The 12,603-nt window shown below is 71.5% G+C and carries 11 protein-coding genes and 1 tRNA gene; 7 read left to right on the forward strand and 5 right to left on the reverse strand.

Annotated features, from left to right (window positions below):
• The first annotated feature begins 28 nt into the window (after window positions 1–28).
• Genes EP26_RS02290 through EP26_RS02300 form a run of 3 tightly spaced genes read left to right on the forward strand, consistent with a single transcriptional unit; the run spans window position 29 to window position 3,125 of the window.
• The gene (locus tag EP26_RS02290; protein ID WP_043335311.1) at window positions 29–970 is read left to right on the forward strand and encodes a ketopantoate reductase family protein; all 942 of its coding nucleotides are present in this window, start codon (window positions 29–31) and stop codon (window positions 968–970) included.
• On the forward strand, window positions 967–1,752 hold the full coding sequence (locus EP26_RS02295; protein ID WP_043335316.1) for an SDR family NAD(P)-dependent oxidoreductase: 786 nt from the start codon (window positions 967–969) through the stop codon (window positions 1,750–1,752). The genes EP26_RS02290 and EP26_RS02295 overlap by 4 nt, the downstream gene beginning before the upstream one ends.
• Window positions 1,749–3,125 carry an MATE family efflux transporter gene (locus EP26_RS02300; RefSeq protein ID WP_043335319.1) on the forward strand — a complete coding sequence of 459 codons (1,377 nt, stop codon included), beginning with the start codon at window positions 1,749–1,751 and terminating at the stop codon, window positions 3,123–3,125. The genes EP26_RS02295 and EP26_RS02300 overlap by 4 nt, the downstream gene beginning before the upstream one ends.
• Here the strand turns inward: EP26_RS02300 and EP26_RS31620 are convergent.
• On the reverse strand, window positions 3,122–3,661 hold the full coding sequence (locus EP26_RS31620; protein WP_052388703.1) for a GGDEF domain-containing protein: 540 nt from the start codon (window positions 3,659–3,661) through the stop codon (window positions 3,122–3,124). The genes EP26_RS02300 and EP26_RS31620 overlap by 4 nt on opposite strands.
• 154 nt (window positions 3,662–3,815) lie before the next feature.
• Between EP26_RS31620 and EP26_RS02310 the strand changes: the two genes are divergently transcribed.
• Together EP26_RS02310 and EP26_RS02315 are read left to right on the forward strand one after the other, a co-directional pair.
• Entirely contained in the window at window positions 3,816–4,985 is a 1,170-nt protein-coding gene (locus EP26_RS02310; protein WP_043335321.1) for a M20 aminoacylase family protein, read from the forward strand.
• Complete coding sequence (locus EP26_RS02315) at window positions 4,985–5,887, forward strand: alpha/beta hydrolase (RefSeq protein ID WP_211259356.1); 903 nt, start codon at window positions 4,985–4,987, stop codon at window positions 5,885–5,887. Before EP26_RS02310 ends, EP26_RS02315 begins: the two co-directional genes overlap by 1 nt.
• Window positions 5,888–5,895: 8 nt before the next feature.
• Here EP26_RS02315 and EP26_RS02320 read toward each other — a convergent pair.
• Window positions 5,896–5,985: transfer RNA gene (locus EP26_RS02320), tRNA-Ser, on the reverse strand.
• Window positions 5,986–6,039: 54 nt separating this feature from the next.
• On the opposite strand from EP26_RS02320, the gene EP26_RS02325 reads away from it, so the two are divergent.
• Window positions 6,040–7,035: a lipid A deacylase LpxR family protein gene (locus tag EP26_RS02325; protein WP_052388704.1), complete on the forward strand. Its 996-nt coding sequence runs from the start codon at window positions 6,040–6,042 to the stop codon at window positions 7,033–7,035.
• On the opposite strand, the gene EP26_RS02330 is transcribed toward EP26_RS02325, so the two are convergent.
• The 3 genes from EP26_RS02330 to EP26_RS02340 are packed head-to-tail and all read right to left on the reverse strand — an operon-like array spanning window position 7,032 to window position 10,038.
• A complete protein-coding gene (locus EP26_RS02330; protein ID WP_043335325.1) occupies window positions 7,032–8,078 on the reverse strand; it encodes a sensor histidine kinase in 1,047 nt (348 codons plus the stop codon). The genes EP26_RS02325 and EP26_RS02330 overlap by 4 nt on opposite strands.
• 17 nt (window positions 8,079–8,095) lie before the next feature.
• A complete protein-coding gene (locus tag EP26_RS02335; protein ID WP_043335327.1) occupies window positions 8,096–8,530 on the reverse strand; it encodes a response regulator in 435 nt (144 codons plus the stop codon).
• Window positions 8,527–10,038 carry a sensor histidine kinase gene (locus tag EP26_RS02340; RefSeq protein ID WP_043335329.1) on the reverse strand — a complete coding sequence of 504 codons (1,512 nt, stop codon included), beginning with the start codon at window positions 10,036–10,038 and terminating at the stop codon, window positions 8,527–8,529. Before EP26_RS02340 ends, EP26_RS02335 begins: the two co-directional genes overlap by 4 nt.
• 160 nt (window positions 10,039–10,198) lie before the next feature.
• Here EP26_RS02340 and EP26_RS02345 point away from each other — a divergent pair, with 160 nt between their 5' ends.
• Window positions 10,199–12,595 carry a 1-deoxy-D-xylulose-5-phosphate synthase N-terminal domain-containing protein gene (locus EP26_RS02345; RefSeq protein ID WP_043335331.1) on the forward strand — a complete coding sequence of 799 codons (2,397 nt, stop codon included), beginning with the start codon at window positions 10,199–10,201 and terminating at the stop codon, window positions 12,593–12,595.
• The last annotated feature ends 8 nt before the right edge of the window (window positions 12,596–12,603 follow it).

A 12,603-nucleotide genomic window follows, 5' to 3' on the forward strand; every position in this document is an offset into this window, starting at 1 on the left:
TAGCGGTCGTCATTAAAAAGGGCCAACGATGCGGATCCTCTCCCTCGGCGCCGGGGCCATCGGCGGCTATTACGCGTGGAGATTGGCGGAGGCGGGGGCGGATATCAGCCTTCTCGTCCGCCCCGGGCGGGCGGCGCAGCTGGAGCGCGACGGGCTGGTGGTCGCCAGCCGGGGCGAGGTCGGACGCCGCCGGCTGCCGGTGGTGCAGGCCGGGCAGATCGGTGGGCCCTTCGATGTCGTGCTGCTGACCTGCAAGGCCTATGACCTCGGCCCGGCTATGGAGGCCATCGCGCCCGCGATGGGGCCGGGGAGCCTGGTGCTGCCGCTGCTGAACGGCATCGCGCATATCGATGCGCTGGATGCGCGGTTCGGCGCGGCGTGGGTGCTGGGCGGCGTCGCCTATATCGCCACGACGATGGAGCCGGACGGCACCATCCGCCATGCGAGCCCCACAGATACGCTGGTGGTCGGCGACCGCTCCGGGGCGATCACGCCGGAGGTGCAGGGGCTGGCCGAGGCCTTCGCCGCGGGCGGGGTCGCGGCGCGGGCTTCGGAGGGCATCCTCCAGGATCTCTGGGAGAAGTGGTGCATGCTGGCGCCGGGCGCCGCGCTCACCTGCCTGATGCGCGGCACGGTGGGCGAGGCGATGGCGACGGAGGATGGCCCGGCTGTCGCCCGCGGGATGCTGGCCGAGGCGCGCGCCATCGCCGCCGCGCTTGGCCATGCCCCGCGCCCGCCCGCCATCGCCCAGGCCGACCGCACGCTGACCGACCCGCAATCGCGCTGGGCGGCCTCGATGATGCGCGACATCGAGCAGGGCGCGCCGAGGGTCGAGGCCGAGCACATCCTCGGCGACCTGATCCGCCGCGGGCGGGAGCGCGGGCTCGGCGCGCCGCTGCTCGCGGCCGCCTTCGCCCATCTCCAGGTCTACAACGCCCGCGGCGCCGCCCGCGGCAGGAGCACGCCATGACCACCGATACCGTCCTCATCACCGGTGCCTCCACGGGCATCGGCGCCGTCTATGCCGACCGCCTGGCGCGGCGCGGGCATGACCTGATCCTCGTCGCCCGCGACCGGGCCCGGCTCGAGGCGCTGGCCGGGCGGCTCGGCGACGAGACCGGGCGGCGGGTGGAGGTGATGGTCGCCGACCTCACCGACCCGCTCGGCCTGCGCCGGGTGGAGGGGCGGCTGAAGGCCGATGCGGCGATCGGGATGCTGGTCAACAATGCCGGCATGGCCGCCTCGGGTACGCTGGCGGAGGTCGACCCCGACCTGCTGGAGCGGATGGTGATGCTGAACAGCGTCGCGCCGATGCGCCTCGCGGCGGCGGCGGCACGGGGCTTCCTGGCGCGCGGCCGGGGCACCGTCGTCAACATCGCCTCGGTGCTCGCCCTGGCGCCGGAGCGGTTCAACGGCGTCTACAGCGCCACCAAGGGCTTCGTGCTCAATCTCAGCCTGTCGATGCGGCAGGAGCTGGGGGACAAGGGCATCCGCGTGCAGGCTGTGCTGCCGGGGGCGACGCGCACCGAGATCTGGGGCCGCGCCGGGGTCGATGTCGACCAGTTCCCGGCCGAGATGGTCATGGGGGTCGAGGAGATGGTGGATGCGGCGCTGCTCGGCCTCGACCGGGACGAGGCGGTGACCATCCCTCCCTTGCCGAATGTGGCGGAGTGGGAGCGCTTCACCGCGGCGCGGCTGGCGATGGGGCCGAACCTGTCGCGCAGCCAGGTCGCGGCGCGGTACCGGAGATGAGCGCCGCGACCTCCCTCGCGCCCGGCGCGGCGGCGATGAGCCCGCGCACCCGCATGCTGCTGCATGGAAGGGTGGTGCCGACGCTGCTGCGCCTCGTCTGGCCGAATACGCTGGTGATGCTGGCTCAGGCCTCGGTCGGGCTGATCGAGACCTGGTGGGTTTCCCATCTCGGCACCGAGGCGCTGGCCGGCATGGCGCTGGTCTTCCCCGGCTTCATGATGATGCAGATGCTCTCGGGCGGCGCGGTGGGCGGCGGCATCGCCTCGGCCGTGGCGCGGGCGCTCGGCGCCGGGCGGCGGGAGGATGCGGATGCGCTGGTGCTTCATGCTCTGGTCATCAACGGGGTGCTGGGCCTGGCCTTCACGGCGCTGCTGATCGGTGGCGGGTCCGCGCTCTATGCCGCGCTCGGTGGCGAGGGCGGGTCGCTGCGGGCAGCGCTGGCCTATTCCGACGTGGTCTTCGGCGGGGCGGTGCTGGTCTGGCTGAGCAATGCCTTCGCCAGCGTGCTGCGCGGCACCGGCGCGATGCTGCTGCCCTCGGTCGCAATCGTCATCGGCGTCGTGGTGCTGGTGCCGCTCTCGCCGCTGCTGATCCATGGCTATGGGCCGGTCCCCGCCCTCGGCATCGCAGGCGGAGGCTGGGCGGTGGTGATCGGGACGGGGCTCACGACCGCGATCCTCGGCTGGGCAGTGCTGACCGGGCGGAGCATCGCCAGGCTGCGCCGAGAGCGGCTGCGCTGGCTGCTGTTCCGCGACATCCTGGGCGTCGGCGCCGTCGCCTCGGTGAGCACCTTGCAGACGACCTTCACCATCGCGCTGACGACGGCGGTGGTGGCGCGGGCCGGCGGAGCGGATGCGGTGGCAGGCTACGGGACCGGGACGCGGCTGGAATACCTATTGATCCCGCTGGTCTTCGGGCTCGGGGCGCCGCTGGTGGCGCTGGTTGGGACGAATATCGGGGCCGGGCAGGGGGCGCGGGCGCTGCGCATCGCGCTGACCGGCGGGGCGCTCGCCTTCATCGCCGCCGAGGCGGTGGGGCTGGCGGCGGCGGCCTGGCCGGAGGCTTGGCTGGGGCTGTTCGGCGACGATCCGCGGATGCTGGAGACGGGGGCGGCCTATCTGCGGGTGGTTGGGCCGGCCTATGGGTTCTTCGGGCTGGGGCTGTCGCTCTACTTCGCCTCGCAGGGGGCGGGGAAGCTCGGTTGGCCGCTGCTGGCGGGGCTGGTCCGGCTGGTGATCGCGGTGGGGGGCGGCTGGGTGGCGTTACACCTTACCGGCTCGCTCACCTGGGTCTTCGCGGCGCTGGCGGCGGGGCTCCTCGTCTATGGGGTATTTCTGGCGGCGGTGATCCGGGGCGGGGCCTGGTTCCGCTAAGCTGATCGGCCCTGGATGAAGGTGACGAGGTTGTCGCCGCCTGCACGGCGGGCCGCGTCGCGCAGATCGCGGGCCCGATCGATCAGGAGGGCGGCCTGCTCCTCGCCGCCGCGGCTCAGCACCAGGCCGATGCTGCAGGTGAGGGCCAGGGCGCCGATCGGCGTCGGCACCGGCGCGGCGCGGACGGCGCGCAGCAGGCGCTCGGCGGCCGCCACCGCCTGGGCGGGGAAGATGTCGGCGAGGCAGACGCCGAAGCCGCCATCGACGCGCCCGACCAGGTCCTGCACGCGGATGCGCTCATGCATCCGGTCGGCGACGCCGAGCAGCGCCGCGTCGCGCACCGCAAGGCCGTGCCGGGCGGTGATGGCGTCCAGCCCGTCGATGCCGAGGCAGAGCATGCCGATCTGCGGACCGACCGGCTCGGCCATGCCGAGCACCGCCTCGAGGAAGTGCAGCAGGGCCTCCTCGGTGACCGCGCCGGTCACCGGGTCGCGGTGGCGGCCATTCGGGTCGTCGCTCAAGGGAGCGGGGGTCATGGAGGTGCGGGGTCCTGTCGGGCTGGTCTGAGAGCGTGGTGTCGATCAATGCGGTTGCCGCCTGATTAATCCGCAGCAAAACCAGACACGGCACCCTTGCGGGGGGCGGCGTGGCGGGGTCTTTTCGAACGGAACGAGCCGCGAGGATCCCTGCATGACCGCCTTCGACGCCATTGCCCGCCGCCAGGCCGAACTCGCCGCCATCCGCCAGGACATCCATGCCCATCCCGAGCTCGGGATGGAGGAGCGCCGCACGGCGGAGCTGGTGGCGCGCAAGCTGGAGGAATGGGGAATCGAGGTGCATCGCGGCGTCGGCGGCACGGGCGTGGTCGGCGTGCTGCGCTCGGGCAATGGCGAGGCGGCGATCGGGCTGCGCGCCGACATGGATGCGCTGCCGATGGAGGAGGCGAACGACCTGCCCTACCGCAGCACCTCGCCAGGGCGGATGCATGCCTGCGGGCATGACGGCCACACCACCATGCTGCTCGGCGCCGCACAGTATCTGGCGGAGACGCGGGCCTTCAACGGAACGGTGAACTTCATCTTCCAGCCGGGAGAGGAGGGATGCGGCGGAGCGCTGGCGATGCTGGAGGATGGGCTGTTCGAGCGCTTCCCCTGCAATCAGGTCTTTGCCATGCACAACCGGCCGGGGCTGCCGATCGGCGAATATGCCATCCGCAGCGGGCCGACGGCGGCGGGCGGGGCCTTCTTCGATATCACCGTCGAGGGGAAGGGCTCGCATGGCGCAAGGCCGGAGGCAGGGGTCGATCCGGTGCTGGCCGCCTGCCATATTGCGACGGCGCTGCAGTCCATCGTCGCGCGCAACATGCCGCCGATGGAGACGGCGGTGCTGAGCATCACCAAGGTGACCGGGGGCGATGCCTACAACGTCATCCCGCAGACGGCGAAGCTCTCGGGCACGGCGCGCTTTTTCAGCGAGCGAGCGCGGGGGCTGCTCGAGGAGGGGATGAAGCGGGTGGCGGAGGGCGTCGCGGCGGGGCTTGGGGCGACGGCGAGCGTCGATTTCCGGCTGATCTTCGCGCCGACCATCAACGCGCCGGAGCAGACCGAGCGCTTCGCCGCCGCCGCGGCCGAGATCGTGGGCGAGGCGAAGGTGGACCGGACCAAGCCGCCGGGGATGGGGTCGGAAGATTTCAGCTTCATGATGGAGCGAGTGCCGGGCGCCTATCTCCATGTCGGCAATGGCGACAGCGCGACCGTCCACAATCAGCACTACAATTTCAACGACGCGGCCATCCCCTATGGGGCGGCGCTGCTGGCCCGGCTGGTGGAGCGCGAGTTGCCGAAGGGCGCGCAGGGCTGATGGCGCTGTCGCGGCGGGCGGCGCTCGGCCTCGCCGGGGCGGCGGCGTTCGGCCGGGTGGCGGGGGCGCAGAACGGGGCGCCGGTGACCATGCCGGGGGTGCGGCAGTTCGACCTGGCGCCGAAGGCCGGCGGGCGGCCGCCCTGGCGCATCTTCATCCGCCAGCCGGACGGGCCGGCGCCGGCGGGGGGCTGGCCGGCGCTCTATCTGCTCGATGCCAATGCGGTGATGGGCATCGCCAGCGATGCTCTGCGGGTGCAGGCGGCCTTCCCCGGCGAGACCGGCATCCGCGACGGGGTGCTGGTCGGCATCGGCTACCCGACCGAAGCGGCCTATGACGACCGGCGCCGCGCCTTCGACCTGACGCCGCCGCCGGAGAAGGGGCGCACCGGCGGGGCCGAGGGCTTCCTCCGCTTCATCGTGGAGGAACTGCAGCCCTTCGTCGCCGCGCGGGTGCCGCTGGACCCGTCGCGGCAGGGGGTGTTCGGCCATTCGCTGGGTGGGCTCTGCGTGGTCTGGTCGCTGCTGACGCGGCCGCGCGCCTTCAGCCATTGGGTGGCGATCAGTCCCTCGCTGCAATTCGACGCGGAGCTGATCGGCCAGGCGCAGCAGCGATTCGCCGCGCTGCCGCCGGCGGAGCGGGGGCAGCCGCGGGCGCTGCTCGGCGCCGGGGAGTTCGAGGAGCGCCTGGCGCCGTTCCAGGCGGCGGCGGGGGATGCGGCGATGCGGCGGGAGAGCATCGGGAGGCTGCGCATCCCTGCGCGGGCGCGGGAGATGGCGGACCGGCTGCGCGACCTCGGCATCGCGGCGCGATTCGAGCAGATCTCCGGGGAGACGCATTTCTCCGAGATTCCGGTGGCGGTGAACCGGGGGCTGCGCTTCGTGCTCGGGCCCGATCAATAGAGCGCGCTTGGCGGATGGGGTGGGATTCGAACCCACGGTGGGCGTGAACCCACGGCGGTTTTCAAGACCGCTGCCATAGACCACTCGGCCACCCATCCTATGCGGACCGCGCCTGAGCGGCTACATCTAGCGCCTCTCCTGGGATGGGACAAATGAAGCGATCGCTTGCCGCAGCCCTGCCTGCCCTCACCCTGCTCGCCGGCACGGCCGCAGCACAGGATCTTCCGGCGCCGGACCGGCGCGGATCCGTCAGTATCGTCTCCGAGAACGACAGCTACGCCCGCAACACGGACCGCTGGTACACCAATGGCTTCCGCTTCAACTGGGCCTCGGCCGAGGACAACCTGCCGGGGCCGATGGCGGCGCTGGACGAGGCGCTGGGAACGCTCTTCGGCCCCGCGCGCAGCCGCTGGGGCCTCGGCTTCGGCCAGAGCATGTTCACCCCGGTCGATACCCACAGCCGCGACCCCGATCCGCGCGACCGGCCCTATGCGGGCTACCTCTATGGCGAGATCTCGCTCGACCGGCGGACGCAGACGACGCTTGACCGCTTCAGCCTGCAGGTCGGCGTGGTGGGGCCGAGTTCGCTCGCCCGGCAGACCCAGGACGTGGTGCATACCGTCCTCGGCGACCGGGAGGCGCGCGGCTGGCGCTACCAGCTGCGGGACGAGCCGGTCTTCAACCTGAATTACGACCGCATCTGGCGCATCCCGGTCGCCTCCCTGCCGGGCGGGCTCGGCGTGGATACGCTGCCGAGTGTGACGCTCGCCGCAGGCACGGTGCAGACCTATGCCGGCATCGGTGGGCGCGTCCGCATCGGCCAGGGGCTGGACCGCGACTTCGGCGCGCCGCGCATCCGCCCGACCATCGCCGATACCTCGGCGGCAGTGGGTGAAGGCTTCGGCTGGTATCTCTTCGCCGGCGCCGGCGGGCGGGCGGTGGCGCGGGACATCTTCCTCGACGGCAATACCTACCGGGACAGCCGCTCGGTTGATCATCGGCCCTTCGTTGGCGACCTCGAATTCGGCGGGGCGGTCTTCTGGCACAATGTCCGGCTGAGCTACACGCAGAATTTCCGCAGTAAGGAATTCGTCGGGCAGAAGAAGGAATTCGTCTTCGGCGCGCTGTCGCTGTCGGTGTCCTTCTAGGCCAGCGAGAAGCGGATGGAGACCGCGGTGCCGCCTGGCCCCGCGGTCAGCGACACCATCCCGCCGACGCTCTGCGCCAGGCTATCGACGATGCGGCGGCCGAGGCCGGTGCCGGTGGCCGAGGGCTTGGCCCCGGCGCCGATGCCGCGGTCCTGCACGGCGAGCAGGCCGTGGTCGTCCTGGCGTTCCAGGCGCACCGTAATCGGGCCCTCCTCGCCCGCCGGATAGGCGTATTTCAGCGCATTGGTGACGAGCTCGGTGAGGATGACACCGAGCGAGACGGCGCGGTCGGTCGGCACCTCGATCGGCTCGGCCTCGAAGCCGATCGGGCGCCCGCCGACCGAGCGCGCGATCTCCTCGACCAGGCCCGCTAGATAGTCGTCCAGCGCGACGCTGCGGACATCGTCCGAGGTGTAGAGGCGGCGATGCACCTGGGCGACCGCGGCGATGCGGTTGCGCATGGCGGCGAGCGCGTCGCGCGCGGCCGGGTCCTGCACCGCGCCTTCCTGCAGCCGGGTGAGGGAGGCGATGAGCTGGAGGCTGTTGGAGACGCGGTGGTTCACCTCGCGCAGCAGCATGGCGCGCTGGTTGGCGAGTTCCTCGGCGCGGTCGCGGGCCTCGCGCACCGCGGCCTCGGCGGCGTCATGGGCGCGGCGCAAAGCCTCGCGCTCGATGGCGCTGTCGATCGCCGAGCGGAGCAGCAGCAGGAAGTCGCCGCCGGCCTCCTTGATGACGTAGTCCGCCGCCCCGGCGCGCAGCGCGGCGACGGCGATGCGGCCTTCGTCGGAGCCGGTGACGTAGATGATGGGCGGCCGCTCGGCGAGCTGGCGCAGCGCGACGAGGGTGTCGAGCCCGTCCTGCCCCGGCATGTAGTGGTCGAGGCAGATGGCATCGAACCCGCCTTCGGCCGCGAGCGCGACCCCGGCCGGGCCGTCGGCCGCGGTGACGACGGCATAGCCGTGCCGCTCCAGGTCGCGTTGGACCAGGCGGCGGAGGCCGGCTTCGTCGTCGATGTAGAGGATGCGGCGGGGCAGCGGAGTCATCGTCCCTGGATTGGGGATTACGGGGTGGGCGGCACCTGGATCACCGCGAGGAACAGGCCGAGCTGGCGCACAGCCTGGGCGAAGGTCTCGTAGTTCACGGGCTTCGTAATATAGACGCTGCAGCCCAATTCGTAACAGCGCCTGATCTCGCGTTCGTCATCCGTCGTGGTGAGGACGATGACGGGGGTGGGCTTGAGCTGCGGGTCGGCCTTCAGCTTGGCCAGGATGTCGAAGCCTGACATGTCCGGCAGGTTGAGGTCGAGCAGGACCAGCAGCGGCCGATGCTCGGGCCGGCCGTCGCCGACCAGGAAGTCGAGCGCCGCGGTGCCGTTGAGGAAGTGGCGGACCTCGTTGAAGACGCCGGCGCGCTTCAGGTTCTTCTCGATGAGCCTGGCATGGCCTTCGTCATCCTCGACCATGACGATGGTGACGGCCTGGGCGGCGGCGTTCATGCGGGGCTGTCCTCTGCGCTGCTGGGCGGCTGGGTGTTGGCGGGCGCAGTGAGCGCCAGGGTGACGCGGAAGGTGGAGCCGAGGCCGGGGGCCGAGCGGCATTCGACATCGCCGCCGAGCCGGCGGGCGAGCGCCCGGACATGGGCGAGGCCGATGCCTTCGCCCGGCTTGTCCTGACGGCCGGAGCGGCGGAACAGCTCGAAGATGCGGTCGTGGTCGCGCGGGTCGATCCCCCGGCCGTTATCCTCGACCTCGACCACCACATGGGTCCGGCTGGTGCGGCCGCGGATGACGATGCGCCCGGGGCGGGCGGGATCGAGGTACTTCACCGCATTGTCGATCAGGTTGCCGAAGATCTGCTCGACCGCCAGGCGGTCGCTGGTGATCGACGGCAGGCCGGGGGCGAGGGTGAGGCTGACGCCGGCCTCGTCGAGCTGGTGCTGCTGCGTCGCCACCAACCCGGCGATCAGCGCCTGAAGGTCGACGCGCTCCGGGTGCAGCAGCCGGCGGCCCTCGCGGGAGAGGCGCAGGATGGCGTTGATCAGCCGGTCCATGCGCTGGGTGGAGGAGCGGATGAAGCCGACGGCCTCGGGGATGTCCTCGAGCACCGCGGCGCGGGCGTCGGAGGTGACGATGCCGGGCGCCTCCCGTTCAGCGGCCGCGAGCAGCGCGCCGATGGGGGCGACGGCGGCTTCGAGTTCGGTGGTGAAGCCCATGACGTTCACCAGGGGCGCGCGCAGGTCATGCGACACGATATAGGCGAAACGTTGCACCTCGTCATTCGCGGCTGCGAGAGCGGCGGTGCGCTCCGCGACCCGTGCTTCGAGCGAGGCATTGGCGGCGGTGACCTCGGCCTGGGCGGCTTCCAGCGCACGGGCGTAGCGGCGGGCATGCAGGACGGCGCCGATGGTGACGCCAAGGATCAGCAGGAAGGCGGCGCCGGCGCCGGCCAGCAGCAGCCGGCCGGTGCGGACGAGGCCCTTGCTGCGCTTTTCGCCGCGAGCGATGCTGCGGGTCTCGATGCCGTTGACGATGCTGCGGATGGTGTCCATCTCGGCCACGCCCCGGTCGGTCCGCATCAGGGCGAGGGCGCCGGCCTGGTCGCCCGCCGCGGCGAGGCTGATGGTGCGGTCGAGCTCGTCTAGCTTCATGGCGAGGGTCGCCTGCAGCTGCCGGACCGCATCGACGTTTCCGCCATCCGCGGCGATGCGGGCGGCCAGCGCCGGTAGCTCGTGCGGCAGGGCCTCCATCGCACGGCGGTAAGGTTCGAGGTAGCGGTCCTCGCCGGTCAGCAGGTAGCCGCGCTGGCCGGTCTCGGCGTCCTGAATCAGGGAGAAGACCTGGCTCGCGGTGACCCGCACATCCTGGGTGGCGATGACGCCGGCGGCGAAGCTGCGCGTCGCCTCGACCAGCCAGACCATCCCGGCGCCGGTAGCCAGCAGGGCGGTGAAGCCGAGGGCCATCAGCAGCAGCGAGCTGCGGCCGAACAGGCTCTGGGTGATCCGCATGATGCCGCCAGGCCTTTCGCGCGCGGGTTGGGCCAGGGGATTACCGGGCTACCGGCGGGACCGCAAGCGCCTGGCCGCCAGCCTGGCACCGCCTGCGCCCTTGCCGAGGCGGGGAAGGCAGGGCCAGATGCGGCTTGTCCAAGACTGCGGGAGGGCCCCGATGAACATCCTGGCCGAGAACGGCACCAATCTGGTGCGGGCCGACCGCGAGTCGGAGGGCGAGCGGCTGCGGCTGATGCATGCCATGGAGCGGAAGCTGCTCTGGCTCTCGGCCTGGATGATCCACCATGCCAACCATGTCCGGCCGAACCGGGACGGGCTGAAGGTAGGCGGGCACCAGGCCTCCTGCGCTTCGGTCATCTCGATCATGACGGCGCTCTATTTCGAGATCCTGAAACCCGAGGATCGGCTGGCGGTGAAGCCGCATGCCGGGCCGGTCTTCCATGCCGTCAACTACCTGCTCGGGCGGCAGGAGCGGGCGAAGCTTGAGACGTTGCGGCAGTTCGGCGGCATCCAGCCCTATCCGTCGCGGGTCAAGGACGGGGCGGAGGTGGATTTCTCGACCGGCTCGGTCGGGCTCGGCGTGGCGCTGACCAGCTTCGGCAGCCTGGTACAGGACTATGTTCACCTGCACGGGCTCGGGCGGCCGGGCGTGCCGGCGGGGCGGCACATCGCCATCGTCGGCGATGCCGAGCTGGACGAGGGCAATATCTACGAGGCCCTGCTGGAGGGCTGGAAGCACGATGTCCGCAATGTCTGGTGGATCATCGACTACAACCGCCAGAGTCTCGATTCCGTGGTGCAGGACCGGCTGTTCGGGCGGATCGAGGGCCTGTTCCGCGACATGGGGTGGAATGTCGTCACCCTGAAATATGGCAGGAAGCTGGAGGCGGCCTTCGCCCGCGAGGGCGGCGAGTCGCTCCGGCGCTGGATCGACGATTGCCCGAACAGCCTCTACTCGGCGCTGACCTTCCAGGGCGGTGCCGCTTGGCGGGCGGCGCTGCTGACCGACCTTGGCCGCGAGGAGGGCATCCGCGCCATCATCGACCCGCTCTCGGACGAGGAGCTGGGCGCGCTGATGACCAATCTCGGCGGGCATGACGTGGCGGCGCTGCTGGAGGCCTTCCGGGCGCAGGATGCGGCGGGCGACCAGCCGACCTGCTTCATCGCCTACACGATCAAGGGCATGGGCCTGCCCTTCGCCGGGCACAAGGACAACCACGCCGGGCTGATGACCAAGGAGCAGATGGCCGGCTTCAAGCGCGAGATGGGGATCGCGGACGGGCAGGAATGGGAGCCCTTCGTCGGGCTCGAGGTGCCTGAGGCGGAGCTGCGCGCCTTCATCGAGGGCGTGCCCTTTGCGAAGCGGCTCGCGGAGGAAGGGCGGCGGCTGGCCTCGCCCGCGGTGCCGGTGCCGGAGGCATTCCCGCTGCCGCGGGTTCCGGCGGGGCGGAAGCTCTCGACCCAGGCGGCCTTCGGCGAGGTACTGGCGGAGCTGGGGCGCGGGCAGGGGGCGGCGGCGCCGATCGCCAGCCGGATCGTCACCACCAGCCCGGATGTCACCGTCTCGACCAATCTCGGGGCCTGGGTGAACCGGCGCGGCGTGTTCGACCGGCACCTGAAGAACGACGTGTTCCGGGATGCGAAGCTCGCCTCGGCGCAGCGCTGGGGGATGTCGCCGGAGGGGCAGCATATCGAGCTCGGCATCGCGGAGCAGAACTTGTTCCTGCTGCTGGGGGCGCTCGGGCTATCGCATTCGCTCTATGGGGCGCGGCTGCTGCCGGTGGGGACGGTCTACGATCCCTTCGTCAACCGCGGCCTCGATGCGCTGATCTATGCCTGCTACCAGGATGCGCGGTTCATGCTGGTGAGCACGCCATCTGGCCTGACGCTGGCGCCGGAGGGCGGGCAGCATCAGTCGATCAACACGCCGCTGATCGGAATTGCCCAGGACCGGCTCGCCAGCTACGAGCCGACCCATGCGGATGAGCTGAGCATCCTGATGCGCTGGGGCTTCGAGCACATGCAGAAGCCGGATGGGAGCGCGGTGTGGCTGCGGCTCTCGACGCGGGGGCTGGAGCAGCCGGCGCGGAAGCTCGACCCGGCTGCGGTGGTCGCCGGCGGGCATTGGGTGGTGCCGCCAGCGCCGGGGACGCGCATCGCCATCGCTTATCAGGGGCCGGTGGCGCCGGAGGCGGTCGCGGCCTTCGAGGAGTTACGGACGGAGGAGCCGGGGGCGGGGCTGCTCGCCATCACCAGCCCAGACCGCTTGCATGCGGAGTGGCTGACGGCGCGGCGGAAGGCTCGCGGCGGGTTCGGGGCGCCGAGCTGGGTGGAGCAGCTGCTGGCGCCGCTCGCGCCGGATGCGGCGCTGGTGACGGTGCTGGACGGCCACCCGGCAGCGCATGCCTGGCTGGGCGCGGTGCGCGGGCAGCGGGTGGTGCCGCTCGGCGTCGACCATTTCGGGCAGGCGGGCGACATCCCCGATCTCTACCGGGAATACGGGCTGGACACGGACAGCATCCTCGACGCCTGCGCCCAGGCTTTACTGGGGTAGCGAGGTGC

It is taken from the genome of Belnapia moabensis DSM 16746, assembly GCF_000745835.1.
GTDB classification, from domain to species: Bacteria; Pseudomonadota; Alphaproteobacteria; order Acetobacterales; family Acetobacteraceae; genus Belnapia; species Belnapia moabensis.

What these genes read in the sequence shown, in the direction of transcription:
- EP26_RS02345 (WP_043335331.1), top strand. Translation starts at nt 10,199, where the DNA reads ATGAACATCCTGGCCGAGAACGGCACCAATCTGGTGCGGGCCGACCGC.
- EP26_RS02315 (WP_211259356.1), top strand. Translation starts at nt 4,985, where the DNA reads ATGGCGCTGTCGCGGCGGGCGGCGCTCGGCCTCGCCGGGGCGGCGGCG.
- EP26_RS02300 (WP_043335319.1), top strand. Translation starts at nt 1,749, where the DNA reads ATGAGCGCCGCGACCTCCCTCGCGCCCGGCGCGGCGGCGATGAGCCCG.
- EP26_RS02310 (WP_043335321.1), top strand. Translation starts at nt 3,816, where the DNA reads ATGACCGCCTTCGACGCCATTGCCCGCCGCCAGGCCGAACTCGCCGCC.
- EP26_RS02330 (WP_043335325.1), bottom strand. Translation starts at nt 8,078, where the DNA reads ATGACTCCGCTGCCCCGCCGCATCCTCTACATCGACGACGAAGCCGGC.
- EP26_RS02335 (WP_043335327.1), bottom strand. Translation starts at nt 8,530, where the DNA reads ATGAACGCCGCCGCCCAGGCCGTCACCATCGTCATGGTCGAGGATGAC.
- EP26_RS31620 (WP_052388703.1), bottom strand. Translation starts at nt 3,661, where the DNA reads ATGACCCCCGCTCCCTTGAGCGACGACCCGAATGGCCGCCACCGCGAC.
- EP26_RS02295 (WP_043335316.1), top strand. Translation starts at nt 967, where the DNA reads ATGACCACCGATACCGTCCTCATCACCGGTGCCTCCACGGGCATCGGC.
- EP26_RS02340 (WP_043335329.1), bottom strand. Translation starts at nt 10,038, where the DNA reads ATGCGGATCACCCAGAGCCTGTTCGGCCGCAGCTCGCTGCTGCTGATG.
- EP26_RS02290 (WP_043335311.1), top strand. Translation starts at nt 29, where the DNA reads ATGCGGATCCTCTCCCTCGGCGCCGGGGCCATCGGCGGCTATTACGCG.
- EP26_RS02325 (WP_052388704.1), top strand. Translation starts at nt 6,040, where the DNA reads ATGAAGCGATCGCTTGCCGCAGCCCTGCCTGCCCTCACCCTGCTCGCC.